This is a genomic window from Pedobacter sp. AC163 (assembly GCF_979258665.1).
On record NZ_OZ409872.1, the window covers coordinates 4201466 to 4220622 of the forward strand.

Genomic DNA, 19157 nt, shown 5'->3' on the forward strand with positions numbered 1-19157 from the left:
AATGAAAACATTGAAATTACTTACGGTATTACTATTCTCTGTATTAGCATTGAATGTTTCTGCACAGCAGAAAAAATATGTAATGGTTATTCACGGCGGTGCCGGAACCATTTTAAAAAAGAATATGACACCTGAAAAGGAAGCTGCTTATATTGCCGTTTTAACGCAGGCTTTGCAGGCAGGTTATGAAAAAATTAAGTCGGGCAAAACCAGTTTAGATGCAGTGGAAGCAACCATTCATGTGTTAGAAAACGATCCGCATTTCAACGCTGGTAAAGGTGCGGTTTTTACCCACGATGGTAAAAACGAACTCGACGCCGCCATTATGGATGGAAAAACATTAATGGCCGGAGCCGTTGCCGGAGTAACCACAGTAAAAAACCCAATTTCTGCAGCAAGAGCGGTGATGGAAAAATCGGAGCATGTGATGATGGTTGGCGCCGGTGCGGATCTATTCGCAAAGGACGCTGGTTTAGAAATTGTTGATCCAAAATATTACTGGACTAAAGAGCGTTGGGATGGCTTGCAACAAGCGATTAAGGAAGATTCAACCAAAGCGGTTTTGGATCATGGAAGTAAAAAATCAGAATTATTAGGAAGTAAAAACCACGATTACAAATTCGGTACAGTAGGTTGCGTGGCCTTAGATAAAGCAGGTAATTTGGCTGCCGGTACTTCTACAGGTGGAATGACCAACAAAAAATATGGTCGCGTGGGCGATGCGCCAATTATTGGTTCTGGAACTTATTGTAATAATGAAACAGCTGGTGTTTCTTGCACTGGTTGGGGGGAGTTTTACATCCGTAATGTAGTAGCCAAAACCATTTCCGATTTAATGGAATACAAAGGTTTGTCTGTTGCCGTAGCATCTAAAATGGCACTAGACAAAGTTGGTAAAATGGGTGGCGATGGTGGCTTAATTGCTTTGGATAAAAAAGGAAATATTGCGATGCCTTTTAATACTGAAGGCATGTATCGCGGTGCAATTACTGCTGACGGAAAAATTGAAGTAAACATTTATAAATAATGAAAAAGTTATTTCTATTATTTGCTTTAGTTGGCTATTCCTTAATGCTGAATGCACAAAGTAAAGCTGCAAAAGGAAATCTCTTTATCATCGGCGGAGGCAATCGTTCTGATGAATTAATGAAGCAAATGCTTAATACTGCGGAATTAAAACCGAGTGATTACATTATTGTTTTGCCAATGGCCAGTGAAGTTCCAGATGTTGGTTTTGGCACACTTTCCACTCAGTTGCAAAAGCTTGATCCCAGGGTAGTTAAAAACTTCAATTTTGCAAAGCATGATGCAAATGATAAAAAATGGACTGATTCTTTAGCCGGAGCAAAGCTGATTTATATCCTGGGCGGCGATCAAAGCCGTTTTATGAACGTGGTTTTGAATACACCAGTTTACACCGCCATTCACAAAGCTTATCAAAACGGCGCTACCATTGCCGGAACAAGCGCTGGCGCTGCGGTAATGAGTAAATATATGATTACCGGAAAACAACTTTTAGATACCGTTTACAAAGAAACTTTTAACAAGCTTTGGGATAAAAACATTGAATTTTCGCCGGGAATGGGTTTGTTGGAAAATACCATTATTGATCAGCATTTTTTGAAAAGAAACCGCTATAACCGTTTAATTTCTGCCCTTGCGGCCCATCCTGATTTGGTTTGTGTCGGTATCGATGAAAGTACAGCAATTATTGTTCATGGCAATAAAGCTACGGTAGCTGGCGAAAGTCAGGTGATTAGATTGGCTAATCCAAAGGAGTCGAAAAAAACAGATAAAGGTTTACTAAAATTTAAGCAAGCCGAATTTGGAATTTTTACCGCGGGAGATGTAATTGATATTAAACCTTAAAGCGTTTCAAAAAGCTCAACGTGAGAAGGATATAGGAGGTATATCTCCACTTTGTCACCCTGAGCTTTTCTAAGGACTGGTTAAAACATATTTCACGCTTCTCGAAAAAAGCTCAACATAATAAGCCTATTTGAATTTTCTTCAAATAGGCTTACTTGTTTTAACGGTTGTAAGTTTTGAGTTTCAAACATTAACGGAAACAAAAAAATAAGTTATATTTCAATCCTCAAAACATAACAATGAAGGCAATCTTTTCTAATTTAACATTTCAGGTTATCGTCGCAATTATCATCGGGATTTTTGTTGGGACATACTTTCCTGAGTTCGCATCGACAGCCAAATTAATTAGTCAAGGTTTTATTAACCTGATTAGTATGCTCATTGCGCCTATTATTTTCTTCACCATTGTTTTGGGAATTGCCCACATGGGTGACATGAAAAAAGTGGGCCGAGTAGGAGGAAAGGCATTGTTGTATTTTGAAATCGTAAGTACCGTAGCCATAGCAGTCGGTTTGCTGGTTGCAAATGTGCTTAAACCCGGAGCAGGTGTAATTGCGAAAGCAGGCGACGCTTCAAAAATTTCGGGTTATGCGGAGCAGGCAAAAGACATGAATTGGGCTGAGTTTTTCTTGCATATTATTCCCCATAATGTGATCGCAGCTTTTGCTGAAGGAAATATTCTCCAAATTTTGCTTTTTGCCATTCTATTCGGATATGGTTTAAACAAACTAGGAGGCGAGGGTACTTCTGTGTTAAATGCCTTTGATAAGATTTCGAAAGTGCTATTTAAAATCATGAAAGTGATTATGCGTTTGGCGCCGATTGGTGCTTTCGGCGGCATGGCTTTTAGCATTGGTACACATGGTTTGCAGAGTATTTTTGGGATGGCTAAACTAATGGGTTCGGTTTATCTAACTTGTATTTTATTCATTTTTGTGGTGCTCAATGGCATCTGTAGGTATTATAAGTTCAGCTTGTGGGCTTATCTTAAATTTATCCGGCAGGAGATTTTGATTGTTTTGGGTACCTCTTCTTCTGAATCAGCTTTGCCTAGTATGATGCAAAAAATGGAAGCTATCGGTTGCGATAAATCTGTGGTGGGTTTAGTCATCCCAACAGGGTATTCTTTTAATTTAGATGGAACAGCAATTTACCTGGCCATGGCGGTTATTTTTCTTTGTCAGGTTTTTCATGTTGATTTATCTCTGGGTCAGCAGATTACTGTTTTAGGTGTATTGATGGTTACCTCAAAAGGTGCTGCGGGCGTTACAGGAAGCGGTTTTATCGTGTTGGTTTCTACGCTTACGGCTTTAAAAATAATGCCCATTGAGCATATTTCTATTTTAATTGGTGTCGATCGTTTTATGAGTGAAGCACGAGCCATTACCAACGTCATTGGAAACGGTGTGGCTACAATTGTAATTGCCAAAAGCGAAAATCAGTTTGATCAGGCAAAGTATTTAAAAGCAATCCAGCCAGCGGCGATTGAGAAAAATGAGGAAAGTTAGCTTGAAGTTGTGAGTTTGGAGTTAAGAATTCTGGGAGCAGGGTCTAGCAGTTTCAAACATTATGCGGAATGCTAAGAGTGAGCCTTTCTACTCCAGATTATAAACCCTCAACTCCAATCGATTTTCAACGCCTTGCTACCTCCAAAGTAAAAAAGTAAAACTTCGAGCTATGTTCAGGGCCTTGCTATCTTCAAACTCCAAACTCGCAACTCCGAACTATTTAACTTACCTTTGTGCCAGAAACATGCACACAGCATGTTTAGTTAAACCAGATCACATTGGCTCAAGAAGAACAAAATAACCGCAAAGAAAAAAGCGAGTTACATCCACGCAACAAACACCGTTCGCGTTACAATTTCAAACAACTTACTGCTGCATCAAAAGAATTGAAACGCTTCGTTTTTAAAAATGAGCATAACGATGATTCTATTGATTTTGCAGATCAAAATGCCGTTAAAGCACTTAACAGAGCATTACTAAAATATTTTTATAATATCTCTCAATGGGATATTCCTCAGGATTTTCTTTGTCCGCCGATACCAGGCAGGGCTGATTACATTCACTATGTTGCCGATCTTTTAGGGTCGAGCAACAAGGGTAAAAATCCCAAAGGAGCGAATATAAATGTACTTGATATCGGCGTGGGTGCAAATTGTATTTACCCAATTGTTGGTCATCAGGAATATGGTTGGAATTTCGTAGGTTCTGAAATTGATCCGCTTTCTGTCGATTCTGCTAAACGAATTATCGAAGCAAATAAGCCATTGCAGGGTGCGGTAGAAATCCGTCAGCAATCTTCTAAAATGGGTATTTTTAGAAATATTGTGGGTGCAAAAGAGCGTTTCGATGCTGTGGTTTGCAATCCGCCTTTTCATGCATCTTTAAAAGAAGCCGAGCAAGGCACCCGCCAGAAATGGCGTAACTTGGGTGGTAACGAAAAAGAAGTAAAACACGTTCTAAACTTCGGTGGAAACAAGGCTGAGCTTTGGTGCCCAGGAGGTGAACGAGCTTTCGTGGAGCAAATGATTATTCAAAGCGCACAGATTAAAAACCAGGTGTTATGGTTTACTTCATTGGTATCGAAAAGTGCTAACTTAAAAAGTATCTACAGCGCTTTGGTTAATGCAAATGCCTTCGAAGTGCGTACGGTGCAAATGAGCCAGGGACAAAAAATCAGCCGTTTTGTGGCTTGGACTTTTCAAGATGATGCTGCACAAGCAGAGTGGGCGAAAGGATGGAAATCTGAGACAAAGGCTGAGAAATCTAAAGCTTAGATCAAAATAATTAGAAAAGCAAAGCCGGATTAACCATTAAAGTTAGTCCGGCTTTTGGTTTCATCTCTTTTATAAATTTCTGTCATGCGGAGGAACGAAGTGTCGTTTCATAAGTTGCAGATGCTTCGTTCCTCAGCATGATAGCTCATTTAAGGTTATTGCAAAAAGAAAAGTATTTAAGCCGGTTTATTGCTGTTAGCTGTTTGGTATTTGTAATTGTGTTGGTCGGGATTTGTAATCCCGATTGGTGAATTGAGGGATTTTAATACTTTAACTAACCTATTTTTTCTCGTAAACAATCAGAATAGTTAAATCATTATCATCGTTTGGCTTAATGCCATGCGAACTCCCCGGACGCGTTAAAATCGCATCGCCAGGTTTAACGGGGAAAGTTTTGCCGTTCATTTGCATGGTTCCATTTCCACTGATAACATAATATATTTCATCTTCTTTTTGCAAATGATAGCCGATGGATGAACCGGGTTTCAAAATCCTTTTACGGAAAGCCGTTTTAAGATTTTTGGCATCACCAAAGAAATTGTATCCAATGGTTTCGCCACCACCCTTGTGTGTGCCGGGTTCTTTTTTAGCCACTTCGATATCGTTTTGTAATATGTATTTCGACGTGTCGTTACTTTGCGCTTTGGCGCCAAAAGCAATGGTTATCAATAATGTAAGAAGGATAAAAACCTTGTTTTTCATGTTACACTCTTTTTGGCTGTATTATTTTGCATCCTGCTTTTAGCTTTAGTCTTTCTACTTGCAGCTTTAGGCTTAAGTAAAATTAGGCGTTTTGCTTGGGGTTGCCAAAGGCGAAGAAATTTTGTTAAATAAACCTGATAGCAACGAACACGGAGTGCAACGGAGTAAAGTGAATAGCAGGACCACAGCTGCCATAGGCGAACTCCTTACATTTTCATGAAAAAATGGGCTAAATAATCTATTTTTAAGCTTGACTTTCCAGTCAATAATATTAGCTTTGCACAAAAAAATATTGATACATGAGCGTTTTAGTAAATAAAGATTCTAAGGTTATCGTTCAGGGTTTTACCGGAAACGAAGGAACATACCACGCAGAACAAATGTTGGCGTACGGTACAAACGTAGTTGGTGGTGTTACGCCTGGCAAAGGTGGGCAATTACATTTAGAAAAGCCTGTTTTTAATACTGTTAAAGATGCTGTTGATAAAACAGGAGCAAATGTATCTATCATTTTCGTTCCACCGGCTTTTGCTGCTGACGCGATTATGGAGGCTGCCGATGGTGGCATTAAAGTGATTGTTTGTATTACTGAAGGTATCCCAACTAAGGATATGATTCAGGTTAAAGAATATATTTCTGACCGTGATGTTACGCTTATTGGCCCTAACTGCCCAGGTGTAATTACTGCTGATGAAGCTAAAATTGGTATCATGCCAGGTTTTATCTTCAAAAAAGGTCATGTAGGTGTGGTTTCAAAATCAGGAACTTTAACTTACGAAGCGGTAGATCAGGTTGTTAAAGCTGGTTTAGGTATTACTACTGCTATTGGTATCGGTGGTGATCCGATTATTGGTACGCCAACAGTTGAAGCGGTAAAATTATTAATGAACGATCCTGAAACTCATGGTATCATCATGATTGGTGAAATTGGTGGTGGAATGGAAGCAGAGGCTGCTCGTTGGATTAAAGAAAACGGTACTAAGCCTGTTGTTGGTTTCATCGCTGGTCAAACTGCTCCTGCCGGACGTAGGATGGGTCACGCTGGCGCAATTGTAGGTGGTGCTGATGATACAGCTGCTGCTAAAATGAAAATCATGCGTGAGTGTGGTATTCGTGTAGTAGAAAGTCCTGCTGAAATTGGCGCTGCAATGGCGGAAGAATTAGCAAAGTAAGATTTTAAAATTTACATAAATGAAAGCGTTTCGATTAACTTCGGGACGCTTTTTTCGTATGCTTAGTTATTTGCCACGGAAACACGGAAGACACGGAAACTTAAAAAGGGAAAAAGAAAATGGAAGGGATTGGTGAAAAAATTTTTGTTGAAGGCGATCTTGATTGTTAAGGAATTAATAAAAGGGGTGAATATTATTTGCCACGGAAACACGGAAGACACGGAATTTAAAAAAGGTGAAAGAGAATGAAAAAATTTTTTTTTCAGAGTGTGGGAAAGCAAACGTTAAAAAAGAAAACAAAGAAATTTGATTAGATTAGTTAAAATTATCTTTTATGGATTATCAAATAAGGCAAGATAATCTTCCCTATAAAAATGAAACTAACTTAATTATTAATGCTGCAATCGAAGTTCATAAAGATTTAGGCTGCGGTTTTCTGGAGATCGTTTACAAAGATGCGCTTTGTATTGAATTGGAAAGTAGGGGCTACCATTACGAACGTGAAAAGCATTACCCGGTTTTTTATAAAGATATTTTGTTGCCACATAGTTTTTATGCTGATTTTATGGTTTTCGATTCGGTCATACTGGAAATAAAATCAAAAAGTGGAATTGCAAATGAAGATCTAGCGCAAACTATAAATTACTTGAAATGTGCTGATTGTAAAGTTGGTTTAGTATTGAATTTTGGCGGGCCAACGCTTGAAATACGACGAGTTGTTTTTTAAGCAATTTTAGTAGGTATCTACACTGATGTTTGTATCCAAGCAAATACTAATATGGGTTTTTGATATCAGTTCCGTGTATTCCGTGTTTCCGTGGCAATTCTTCTTTTATTTCCTGGTTAAGCAAGCTGTTAGGATGATGATTTATCATTCCTTTGTAAACACTAAGCCAAACCTTTAAACCCACAAACCAAAACAAAATTTGTAGCGTATATTGTAGTATGAAAACGATGTTAAATAAACTATTTTTGATCTCGGCTGTTGTTTTGATTGGAAGTCTTTCTGCTTGCGCACAAAAGCAAGAAAGGAAAGAAACAAAATCAGCGCAGTCATCAGAAAATATTATAAAAAAGAAAATGAACTGGAACACATTAACACCCGAAGAAGAAAGAGTAATTGTTAATAAAGGAACAGAATATCCTGGCACAGGGAAGTATGAGCATACCACAGATAAAGGAACATATACTTGTAAACGTTGCAATGCGGAGTTGTACCGTTCGGAAAGTAAGTTTGATGCCCGTTGTGGTTGGCCGGCTTTCGACGATGAAATTAAGGGTGCTGTAAAACGGATTCCTGACGCTGATGGATCGCGTACAGAAATAGTTTGTGCCAACTGTGGTGCACACTTAGGTCACGTTTTTACAGGAGAAGGATTTACTGCTAAAGACACTCGTCATTGCGTAAATTCTATCTCGATGAATTTTGTGCCAGATAAGAAATAAGGTGGATGTAGTGAGGTTAGGTAGAGGCGTACAGCGACAAGTTGTACGCCTTTTTTGTTGTTGAAAATCAGGCTGTTTTTCCACAAATTGTTGATTATAAACTAAATGCTTATATTTGCAGGCTCGATATAAAAATTTTAGCCTATGAAGTATCTTCTGTTATTAAGTTTTTGTTTCCTGTTTTTACAAGGTCAAGCAAAGCAATCCGGTCCCTCAAATGAACCAGACAGCGTTAGCAAAACAGTTCTTGCAACTTACTATCACAGAAAATTCGAAGGCCGCCGCACCACCAGCGGCGCCAAATACAGAGCCAAAAAATTCACCGCCGCTCACCGCACTTTGCCATTCGGCACAATGATCAAAGTAACCAATCCCGACAACGGAAAATCAGTAACGGTAAAGGTAAATGATCGCGGTCCTTTCTCTAAAAGATTGGCAATAGATCTATCAGAAAGCGCTGCTAAAGAGATTGGTATCTATCATAAAGGCATAGCTAAAGTAAATCTAAGTTACAGTCTGGAGTAATATTCCTTTTTGCTCTATTGTACACTTGCTATACACCTCAAATTTAAGTTATTAACACTTATTTTGGTTTGCTAAACCCTTGAAAAGAAACGATTAGCTTTTTTTTCGCTTGAAAATGATATTTAGCTGATCGTTTTCTCCACCAGATTCACCGTAGTGTTAACAACTTTGGTTCACAAAAAAGCCCCCCGGTGTATATATTTGTTATAACAAAGTTCTTTAACTTCTTGCGTTTGAAAACAAATATAAAAGCTTAGTTTTTAGTAATTTACAGGTGTATCACTCTGATAACAAATCTAAATTTTCCCGACTAAAGACTCTGTTGTTTGTCATTCGCCAAGGGTTAACACTTGCCTTAGAGTTTTAATACGAAACATTTCAATCACTATATAAAATTGGTGGATGCGTGGTTTTGTCGGCTCTAACTAAAATGGAATAAAATATTAAAGTATCAGATATGGAACAGGAATTATTACTACAAGAAAACAAAGATAGATTTGTGCTTTTGCCGATAAAATACCCGGCAATTTGGGAAATGTATAAAAAGACCGAAGCTAGTTTCTGGACAGCAGAAGAAATCGATCTTTCTGATGACCAAAAGCACTGGGATAGTTTAAATGATGGCGAAAGACATTTCATTTCTCACATCCTTGCTTTCTTTTCTGCTAGTGATGGTATTGTTAACGAAAACCTGGCGGTAAATTTCATGAGTGAAGTGCAGTTGCCAGAAGCTCGTTGTTTTTATGGTTTCCAGATTATGATGGAAAACATCCATGCCGAAACCTATGCTTTATTAATTGATACTTATATCAAAGATCCTGAAGAAAAAGATCGTTTATTCCACGCTATTGATACTGTTCCGGCAGTAAAAAGAAAGGCAGAATGGGCGCTTCGCTGGATTGAAAACGGAACTTTTGCTGAGCGTTTGGTAGCGTTTGCTGCTGTTGAAGGTATTTTCTTCAGCGGAAGTTTTTGTTCTATCTTCTGGTTGAAAAAACGTGGTTTAATGCCAGGATTAACTTTCAGTAACGAGTTAATTTCCAGAGATGAAGGTTCGCACTGCGAATTTGCTTGCTTGTTATATAGCATGTTAAGCAATAAATTGAGTGAAGAGCAAGTTCATTCTATCATCAGCGATGCGGTTGAGATTGAAAAAGAATTTATTACCGATGCATTACCGGTTGCTCTAATCGGAATGAACGCGAAGTTGATGAGCCAATACATCGAATTTGTGGCCGATAGATGGTTACAGGAATTGGGTTATAAGAAAATCTATAATGCAACCAATCCGTTCGATTTTATGGAAATGATTTCATTGCAGGGTAAAACTAATTTCTTTGAAAAACGCGTTGGCGATTACCAGAAAAGTGGTGTATTAACTTCTGCTGATAACAACAAACAAGCGTTTTCTTTAGACGAAGACTTCTAGTTAAAATTTTGAATTAATGAATGATAGAATGCTCTTTTATCATTCGGAAAAATAAATAAAACATTACGAGTTGGTTCGAAAGGTTGATAAGAAAATCACTCATTCAAAACTCACTCATTCAATCATTAAAGAAAAATCTCAAAAATTATGTTCGTACTAAAAAGAGATGGCCGCAAAGAGGCGGTGCAATTTGACAAAATCACAGCCAGAATTCAAAAACTGTGCTATGGTTTAAACGCAGAACTGGTAGACCCAATCGATGTTGCCAAAAAGGTAATCGAAGGTTTATATGATGGCGTAACCACTTCAGAGTTGGATAACCTTGCTGCAGAAACTGCTGCATCGTTAACTACGAAACATCCTGATTATGCTTTGTTAGCTTCGCGTATCGCGGTTTCTAACTTGCATAAGAACACTACCAAGTCATTCTCGGGTACGATGAAAATGTTGTACGAATATTTCGACCCGAAAGCGCAGAAAGCAGCACCGCTTATCGCTGATGATGTGTACGAAATCATCGAAAAAAACAAAGATATATTAGATAGTTCTATCATTTACGACCGTGATTTTGGTTTCGACTATTTCGGTTTCAAAACGTTAGAGAAATCTTACCTTTTAAAAGTGAACGGTAAAATTGTTGAGCGTCCGCAACACTTATTCATGCGTGTTTCTGTTGGTATCCACAAAGAGGATATCGAGAGTGCAATTAAAACGTATAACTTAATGAGCGAGCGTTGGTTTACCCATGCTACTCCGACTTTGTTCAACGCCGCTACACCTAAACCTCAAATGTCTTCATGTTTCTTATTAACTATGCAAGATGACAGCATTGAAGGGATTTATGATACATTAAAACAAACCGCTAAAATTTCTCAAAGTGCTGGTGGTATTGGTTTAAGCATCCACAACATCCGTGCAACGGGTTCGTATATTGGCGGTACAAACGGTACGAGTAACGGTATCATTCCAATGTTGCGTGTATTTAACGATACTGCCCGTTATGTAGATCAGGGCGGAGGCAAACGTAAAGGTGCTTTCGCTATTTATTTGGAACCATGGCATGCAGATGTTTTCGAATTCTTAGACTTACGTAAAAACCACGGTAAAGAAGAAATGCGTGCCCGTGATTTATTCTATGCGCTTTGGATTAACGATTTGTTTATGCAACGTGTTAAAGACAATGGCGATTGGACATTATTCTGCCCGCACGAAGCTCCAGGTTTAGCAGATTGTTTCGGTAAAGAATTTGAAGATCTTTATACGAAATATGAAGTTGAAGGCCGTGGACGTAAAACGATCAAAGCTCAAGAACTTTGGTTTGCTATTTTAGATTCTCAAATTGAGACAGGTACACCTTACATGTTATTTAAAGATGCAGCTAACAGCAAATCTAACCAACAAAACCTGGGTACAATCAAGTCTTCTAACTTATGTACGGAGATTATTGAGTACACTTCTAAAGATGAGGTTGCGGTTTGTAACCTGGCATCATTAGCTTTACCACGTTTTGTAATCAATGGCGCTTTCGATCACCAAAAATTATACGATGTAACTTATCAGGCTACTTTAAACCTGAATAAGATCATCGACCATAACTATTATCCGGTTCAGGAAGCTGAAAACTCAAACATGCGTCACCGTCCGGTTGGTTTAGGTGTTCAAGGTTTGGCCGATGCCTTTATTTTATTGCGCTTACCTTTCGAAAGTGATGAGGCAAAACGTTTAAACAAAGATATTTTCGAAACGATTTATTTCGCATCGATGACAGCTTCAAACGATTTAGCTGTGAAAAATGGTCCCTACCAAACGTTTAAAGGTTCGCCATTATCAAAAGGTAAATTCCAGTTTGATTTATGGAATGTAACACCAGATAGCGGAAGATGGGATTGGGATGCTTTACGTAAGAAAGTAGTTAAAGATGGTGTATACAACTCATTATTGGTTGCGCCAATGCCAACTGCATCTACCTCTCAAATTCTAGGTAACAACGAATGCTTCGAACCATATACCTCAAACATTTACACCCGTCGTGTATTAAGTGGAGAGTTCGTAGTAGTAAACAAACACTTATTAAAAGACTTAGTAGCATTAGGTTTGTGGAACAACGATATGAAAAACCAGATCATATTGGCTAACGGTTCAATCCAAGGTATTGCTGCAATTCCTGATTATATTAAAGAATTGTACAAAACTGTTTGGGAGATTAAGATGCGTAACATCATCGATATGGCTGCAGATCGTGGCGCATATATCTGTCAATCACAATCATTGAATTTGTTCGTAAATGCACCGAATACTTCAAAATTAACTTCAATGCACTTCTATGCATGGGAGAAAGGTTTGAAAACCGGTATGTATTACTTACGTACTCAAGCAGCATCTCAAGCGGTTAAATTTACTGTAGAAAACCAAGGTGGTAAGGCAATTGAAGCAGTTATTCCTGCTGAAATGACTCAAGACCAGGTTGCAGAAGAAATCGTTGACGGACCAGTTTGTTCAATGGAAGAAGGCTGCATTAGCTGTTCAGGTTAAACCCCTAAATTCCCTAAAGGGGACTTTTAAAACGATCGTCTTGCTGAATTTATTTCAGCATCTGTTCGAATAGTTCCTGAAACAAGTTCAGGATGACGAATCTAATAATATCGTAAGGTTTTGGGCAAACGCTCAAAACCTTATTTTTTGTCCTTACTTTTGGTTTTAGTTTAATAGTTCATCTGTCAATGGTTCATTACTGTAATGCGCCAAATACCAATGAACTACTGACCATTGAACCAATGAACACCCAAAAACATAGCAAACACGAAATCATTCCCTGCGAAAGATGCGGAACGGCTATTGAATGCAAGGCAAATTCATACACTAAATGTCAGTGTAGCGTGGTACAATTGAGCATTAACGAAGTTCAATACATTTCTGAGTTATACGATGGTTGTTTATGCGCTAAATGCCTTTTCGAGTTACAACAACAATACAGGGAAGAGATAGGAGTGTAATTAACTTGCAAAATCTTAAAAGCATCTCTATACTAAATTCAATCTGCTTCAATTTTTTTGAAAAGCAATGTTCTGCACTTTTGGGCTATATCAGCCCCGCTTTTCTTCCTGCCAATTAGAAAAAAATTGGCATCCATTCAATCGGGTTTATATTACTTAAGTAAGTGAATAAACACCAACAAAAACAAACCGTCTATTTTATTAGTCACATCTTAAGGTCCGAAATAGGACAGCTTAAAGTAAGAAAAATTTAAATTTTGCCAGGTTTTCGTTCGAACAAATCACTCCATATCTAAACCCTTAATTTTGACTCTTTTTCTTTTGTCTATTCGGTCATTCTCAGAAATGTCAAGTTCAGTTGGTATTTTATAAATGCGTTGTCTCAAATCAGATCTGAGCCCTTAAAATGGAAAGAAATATATATTCTTACCTTGAGTGTTTTTTGTAAATGGCGCATTCCTTTTGATAACAATATGCTAGCTGATAAATGGTTTATCAGCAGAAAAAATAGAAAATACATATTATTATGGAAGCGCTCATTTCTAATTACTGGTGGGTTTTAGTGGCACTGTTGTGCATGGTTTTATACAAATATATTTTACGCTTCTTATTTGGGATGGTCATTGTTCCCGAAGATAGAATCGGGTTAATTACCAAAAAATTCGTGCTCTTTGGTTCAGACAGAGAACTGCCCGACGGGCGTATCATTGCCGTAAAAGGCGAAGCGGGTTTCCAAGGTAAAACATTAGCGCCTGGATTATATTTTGGAATGTGGTTTTGGCAGTATAGCGTAACCATGGAACAATTTACCATCATTCCAGAAGGTAAAATTGGTTTAATCATGGCCAAAGATGGTTCGGAAATTCCCACCGGAAATATCCTCGGACAACGAGTAGAATCTGATAATTTTCAGGATGCTGTAAAGTTCCTGGAAAACGGAGGTCAGAGAGGCCGGCAGACCTCCTACATTACTTCAGGTTCGTATCGTATAAACACCATGCTTTTTCAAGTTTCCGTTACCGATATGATTCGTATTCAGGAAAGTATGGTGGGTATTGTAACAACCCTTGATGGTTTGCCGATTGAAGCCAACCAGATTGCTGGTAAATTGGTAGAAGGACATAACAATTTCCAGAACTTTGATAATTTTATCAAAGCTGGAGGAAATAGGGGATTACAGCCACAAGTAATTTTAGCAGGTTCTTACAACCTTAATCCTTGGGCTATTCAGTTGGAGGAAATTCCGATGACTGAAATCGCGATTGGCTATGTAGGCGTGGTGATCTCCTTTATTGGTACCGATGGAAACGATTTAACCGGTGCCGATTTTAAACATGGTAACATTGTTGGGAAAGGCTCGAAAGGGGTTTGGCTAGAACCACTTGGCCCCGGTAAATATCCAATTAACAAGTACATTATGAAAGTGGAATTAGTGCCTACAACAAACCTGGTTTTAAACTGGGCATCTGCAAGAAGTGAAGCACATAATTTGGATAAAAATTTATCTACCATTACAGTACGTTCCAAAGACGGTTTTCCTTTCAATTTGGATGTAGCTCAAATTATTCATGTTCCAACAACTGAAGCACCAAAAGTAATTGCCCGTTTTGGTAACATGGTAAACTTGGTTTCGCAGGTTTTGGAACCAACTATTGGTAACTATTTCCGTAACTCGGCACAGGGAAGCGATGTGATCGCTTTCTTAAGTACGCGTAAAGAACGTCAAGAATCTGCAAAAGAACATATCCGAAAAGTGCTTGATGAATATAATGTAAACGCAGTTGATACCTTGATTGGCGACATTGTTCCACCAGAATCGTTGATGAAAACCTTAACCGATCGTAAAATTGCAGAAGAGCAAAAAGTAACTTATGAAACCCAGAAACAAGCACAGGAAACACGTCAGGGAATGGAAAAAGAAACTGCTATTGCTGATATGCAAAAGGACATTGTTAAGGCACAACAAAGTGTGGAGATTGCCGAGCGTACCGCAAGTGCAACGGTAAAAAAATCGGAAGGTGATGCAGCCGGTGTGAAATTAGCTGTTGGTGCCGAAGCAGAAGCAACCAAAATGAGGGCACATGCAGAAGCCGAAGCAACAAAAGCAAGGGCACAAGCAGATTCTGAAGCGATTAAGTTAAGGGCTTCGGCAGAAGCTGAACAAATTTCTTTAACAGGTGGAGCCGAAGCTGGGAAAATTTTAGCTATCGGTAAATCTACGGCCGAAGCCTATGAATTAGCTGTTAAGGCTTTGGGTGGCGAAAACTTTACGCGTTATAAAATTACCGAAGAATTATCTAAAGGTAATGTTAAGCTAATTCCTGATGTGTTGATTGGTGGAAATGGGGGTAATAATGGCGGCACAGCAATGGATGGTTTATTAGGCTTGAAGTTAATGGAGCTAATGGACCCGCAACAACGAAAAGAGGTGATAGCGGTTGCCGAAATTGTAGAAACAAAACCAATACCTAAAAGGGATAACATTCATCCTTAATTTGATTTTAAATGTAAATGGCCTCGATGAAAATCGAGGCCTTTTTTAGTATCCGTTGGCTGAAGCCGAACGGCAATGAAATGCGATGTGTCTATTAGATTGGCTGTTCATTGCAGGCTGCTTTAGCTGCCTGAATAATGTAGAGTTTTTGAAGGCTTCAGCCAAATTTATACGCTTTGCAATCAAGAATAGTGGCAGAAGATTCGCCACCTAAACGGGATAGGAGTGATATCCTTTTTGTTGCACTTCGACAAGGTTAAAATGTAGCAATCACAAAAAGATTTAACGGATAGCCCGACTAACAATAATTTAAGTACTGCCATTGCTTTTCAAAAAACAATTACATAATTATGCCCTTCTACTTTTAAACAAAATAGTAACTTTGCAACCTAATTTAGAGTGAAAGAATTTTGTACCAAAGGCATCCCTTTGGGAAATGGTTGAATGCTTTACAAATTCATTCATTCTATCATTCTTTCATCCAATAATTTTAAGAAATGAAGAAAGTAAAAGTTGGCTTGGTACAAATGACTTGTACTAAAGATAAGCAGGAAAATTTAGATAAAGCAATTGTAAAAGTAAGAGAGGCAGCCGCGAAAGGTGCGCAAATCGTATGCTTGCAAGAGCTTTTTACTTCTTTATATTTCTGCGATGTAGAAGATTACGATAACTTCGATTTAGCTGAGAAAATTCCTGGGCCATCGACTGCTGCTTTACAGGAGGTAGCTAAGGAGCTTGGCGTTGTGGTAATCGCTTCTTTATTTGAGAAACGTGCTGAAGGCTTGTACCACAATACAACCGCTGTTTTGGATGCTGATGGTTCCTATTTAGGGAAATACCGTAAAATGCATATCCCTGATGATCCAGCTTACTATGAAAAATTCTATTTTACTCCGGGTGATTTAGGGTACAAGGTTTTCGAAACCAAGTTTGCCAAAATTGGTATCTTGATTTGTTGGGATCAGTGGTATCCGGAAGCATCACGGATTACCGCTTTGATGGGCGCTGATATTATGTTTTATCCAACTGCAATTGGTTGGGATACAACACAGGATGAAGAAACCAATAAAGACCAATATAATGCATGGCAAACCATTCAACGTTCGCATTCAGTAGCCAACGGCGTTCCGGTTGTAAGTGTAAATCGTGTGGGTTTTGAGCAGGAAGGAAGAATGAAATTCTGGGGAGGAAGTTTTGCAACCAACGCACAAGGTAAACTGCTTTATCTGGCTTCACACGATCAGGAAGAAACCGAAGTGGTAGAGCTGGATTTAGATCAAAGTGATTTCATGCGTAAGCACTGGCCGTTTTTGAGAGATAGAAGGATTGACTCTTACCAGCCGATTACGAAAAGATATATTGATAACGATTAAATCGAAAGGTTAAAGTAGAGAGTTTAAGCTATATTCCTAGGTGTCATCCTGAGCCTGTCGAAGAACTTAAAATTTCGCCAAGCTCAATGTGACACCTCTAAAATTATAAGACAAAATAAAATGTCAAATTTCCCACCCAAAGAACATTTAAATATCAATCAATTCGATTATTCTCCGAAAAAACAGGGCTATGTTTTCCCTGCTGAATGGGCGAAACATGAAGCCACTTGGTTAAGTTGGCCGCATAAAGAGGCGAGTTGGCCAGGAAAAATCGAAACGATTTACAAGCCATACTGTGAATTCATTAAAGCTGTTGCAGAAGGCGAAATAGTTCGTATAAATGTTAAGGACGAGGAAATGAAGGTTTTTGCTATCGCTGAATTAACAAAAGTTGGTGCTGATTTATCGCAGATTGAATTCTATTTCAATGAAACGAACGATGCCTGGTGCCGTGACCATGGCCCAGCGTTTGTGGTTAAGGGAAACGAAAAAGCGGTAGTAGATTGGGGTTACAATGCCTGGGGCGGAAAATATCCTCCTTTTGATTTGGATGATGTAGTGCCAACAAAAATTGCTCAACATTTTGATTTGCCTTTATTTATTCCTGATATCGTAATGGAAGGTGGTTCTGTAGAATTCAATGGTGCAGGAACCATTTTAACCACAACGGCTTGTTTGCTCAACGAAAATCGCAATCCGCATTTAACTAAAGAGCAGATAGAAAAATACCTGCTTGAGTATTATGGACAGGAGCAGGTTTTGTGGTTAGGTGATGGAATTGTAGGCGACGATACTGACGGTCATATTGATGATATCACACGTTTCGTGAATGAAGATACTGTTCTAACCGTTGTGGAAAGCAACCCGCTGGATGAAAACTATCTCCTGTTGCAGGAAAACCTGGAAGCTTTAAAGGCAATGAAACTGAAAGATGGTCGCTCGCTGAACATTGTGGAGCTGCCAATGCCATCGCCAGTAATTTTTGAAGATACTCGATTGCCTGCTTCTTATGCTAATTTTTATATTGCAAATGCAGCTGTAATTGTTCCCGTTTTCGATGATGTGAATGACCAAAAAGCATTGGATATTATTCAAGGTTGTTTCCCGGATAGAAGGGTAATTGGCATCAATTCAGTCGATATTATTTGGGGCTTAGGCAGTTTTCATTGCTTGAGCCAGCAGGAGCCAGCGGTTTAGGTCGTTAGTCTTAAGTCGAAAGTCATTAGTCAATTTCGTTTTAAGTATTAACTTTACAACAGTTTAAATTTTTATACATTATATAAAAGTCCCCTTTAGGGGATTTAGGGGTTATGAAATTACTAGAAGGAAAAACAGCATTAATTACAGGCGCATCTAAAGGTATTGGTCGTAAAATAGCTGAAAAATTTGCTGAGCAAGGCGCTAACGTTGCTTTTACATATTTATCATCAGTAGAAAAAGGCGAGGCTTTGGAGCAAGAATTACAAAGCTTTGGCACAAAAGTTAAAGGTTACCGTTCTGACGCCTCAAAATTTGACCAAGCAGAACAGCTGATCAATGATATTGTAGCAGAGTTTGGAACAATCGACATTGTTGTAAATAATGCCGGTATTACCAAAGATGGTTTATTAATGAGAATGAGCGAAGAGAACTGGGATGATGTAATTAACATCAACTTAAAATCGATCTTCAATGTGACTAAAGCTGCTTCTAAAGTAATGATGAAAGCCCGTAAAGGTGTTTTTATCAATATGAGTTCTGTGGTTGGTATTACCGGCAACGCAGGACAAGCAAACTATGCCGCATCAAAAGCCGGAATTATCGGTTTTACAAAATCAGTTGCTAAAGAATTAGGCTCAAGAAATATTCGTGCTAACGTGGTTGCTCCAGGTTTTATCCGTACAGAGATGACTGAGGTTTTAGACCCGGCAGTTGTTGCTGGTTGGGAGAAGGATATTCCATTAAAACGTGCTGGTGAAACGGAAGATATTGCAAATGTTTGTGTGTTCTTGGCATCGGATATGAGTGCTTACGTAACCGGGCAAACGCTTTCTGTTTGCGGCGGGATGCTGTAAAAGAAAGGCAAGAGGTTTAAATGTTTAAGGTGGGGGGTTACTTCCACCTTTTACAGTTTATATGATGGCTATGAGAAAAAGAATTTAAACTAGTCTCGCTAGCCGGGATTTGCAATCCCGGCTTCTTAATCAATCAAAAATATGGATTACAAATCCATAATTCAATTGATCGAGATTATAAATCTCACCAGCAAGCGTTTATATGATGGCTATGAGAAAAAGAATTTTAACTAGTCTTGCTAGTCGGGATTTGCAATCCCTCTTTCTAATCATCTAAAAATATGGATTACAAATCCACAATTCAATCGATCGAGCTTG

The 19157-nt window shown here is 38.6% G+C and carries 16 protein-coding genes; 15 read left to right on the top strand and 1 reads right to left on the bottom strand.

Annotation, left to right across the window (positions count from 1 at the left end; genetic code table 11):
- The first annotated feature begins 1 nt into the window (after position 1).
- From ACZZZK_RS18065 to rlmF, 4 genes are all read left to right on the top strand, one after another.
- Positions 2-1027: an isoaspartyl peptidase/L-asparaginase family protein gene (locus ACZZZK_RS18065; protein WP_463485335.1), complete on the top strand. Its 1026-nt coding sequence runs from the start codon at positions 2-4 to the stop codon at positions 1025-1027.
- Entirely contained in the window at positions 1027-1869 is an 843-nt protein-coding gene (locus tag ACZZZK_RS18070; RefSeq protein ID WP_463485336.1) for a cyanophycinase, read from the top strand. Before ACZZZK_RS18065 ends, ACZZZK_RS18070 begins: the two co-directional genes overlap by 1 nt.
- Before the next feature lie 239 nt (positions 1870-2108).
- Positions 2109-3377, top strand: coding sequence for a C4-dicarboxylate transporter DctA (dctA, locus tag ACZZZK_RS18075; protein ID WP_463485337.1), 1269 nt, complete (start codon positions 2109-2111; stop codon positions 3375-3377).
- Positions 3378-3655: 278 nt separating this feature from the next.
- Complete coding sequence (gene rlmF, locus ACZZZK_RS18080) at positions 3656-4651, top strand: 23S rRNA (adenine(1618)-N(6))-methyltransferase RlmF (RefSeq protein WP_463485338.1); 996 nt, start codon at positions 3656-3658, stop codon at positions 4649-4651.
- A 279-nt stretch (positions 4652-4930) separates the two neighbouring features.
- Here rlmF and ACZZZK_RS18085 read toward each other — a convergent pair whose 3' ends face one another.
- Positions 4931-5353, bottom strand: coding sequence for a cupin domain-containing protein (locus ACZZZK_RS18085; protein ID WP_463485339.1), 423 nt, complete (start codon positions 5351-5353; stop codon positions 4931-4933).
- A gap of 299 nt (positions 5354-5652) precedes the next feature.
- On the opposite strand from ACZZZK_RS18085, the gene sucD reads away from it, so the two are divergent.
- From sucD to fabG, 11 genes are all read left to right on the top strand, one after another.
- A complete protein-coding gene (gene sucD / locus ACZZZK_RS18090) occupies positions 5653-6525 on the top strand; it encodes a succinate--CoA ligase subunit alpha (protein ID WP_056848721.1) in 873 nt (290 codons plus the stop codon).
- A gap of 334 nt (positions 6526-6859) precedes the next feature.
- The gene (locus tag ACZZZK_RS18095; protein ID WP_463485340.1) at positions 6860-7252 is read left to right on the top strand and encodes a GxxExxY protein; all 393 of its coding nucleotides are present in this window, start codon (positions 6860-6862) and stop codon (positions 7250-7252) included.
- Positions 7253-7470: 218 nt separating this feature from the next.
- Positions 7471-7971 carry a methionine-R-sulfoxide reductase gene (locus ACZZZK_RS18100; protein ID WP_463485341.1) on the top strand — a complete coding sequence of 167 codons (501 nt, stop codon included), beginning with the start codon at positions 7471-7473 and terminating at the stop codon, positions 7969-7971.
- Positions 7972-8115: 144 nt separating this feature from the next.
- Positions 8116-8496: a septal ring lytic transglycosylase RlpA family protein gene (locus ACZZZK_RS18105; protein ID WP_463485342.1), complete on the top strand. Its 381-nt coding sequence runs from the start codon at positions 8116-8118 to the stop codon at positions 8494-8496.
- 457 nt (positions 8497-8953) lie between these two features.
- Positions 8954-9925 (top strand): ribonucleoside-diphosphate reductase small subunit, encoded by a 972-nt coding sequence (locus ACZZZK_RS18110; protein WP_056848724.1) that lies wholly within the window; start codon positions 8954-8956, stop codon positions 9923-9925.
- Between the two features lie 147 nt (positions 9926-10072).
- Complete coding sequence (locus ACZZZK_RS18115) at positions 10073-12457, top strand: ribonucleoside-diphosphate reductase subunit alpha (protein ID WP_463485343.1); 2385 nt, start codon at positions 10073-10075, stop codon at positions 12455-12457.
- 242 nt (positions 12458-12699) lie between these two features.
- Complete coding sequence (locus ACZZZK_RS18120) at positions 12700-12918, top strand: cysteine-rich CWC family protein (protein ID WP_463486305.1); 219 nt, start codon at positions 12700-12702, stop codon at positions 12916-12918.
- Between the two features lie 526 nt (positions 12919-13444).
- The gene (locus tag ACZZZK_RS18125) at positions 13445-15412 is read left to right on the top strand and encodes an SPFH domain-containing protein (protein ID WP_463485344.1); all 1968 of its coding nucleotides are present in this window, start codon (positions 13445-13447) and stop codon (positions 15410-15412) included.
- A gap of 497 nt (positions 15413-15909) precedes the next feature.
- Positions 15910-16785, top strand: a complete 876-nt coding sequence (locus ACZZZK_RS18130) for a carbon-nitrogen hydrolase (RefSeq protein ID WP_463485345.1) — start codon at positions 15910-15912, stop codon at positions 16783-16785.
- 120 nt (positions 16786-16905) lie between these two features.
- Positions 16906-17982: an agmatine deiminase family protein gene (locus ACZZZK_RS18135; RefSeq protein ID WP_463485346.1), complete on the top strand. Its 1077-nt coding sequence runs from the start codon at positions 16906-16908 to the stop codon at positions 17980-17982.
- Between the two features lie 113 nt (positions 17983-18095).
- Complete coding sequence (gene fabG / locus ACZZZK_RS18140) at positions 18096-18839, top strand: 3-oxoacyl-[acyl-carrier-protein] reductase (protein ID WP_056848729.1); 744 nt, start codon at positions 18096-18098, stop codon at positions 18837-18839.
- Positions 18840-19157: the final 318 nt, after the last annotated feature.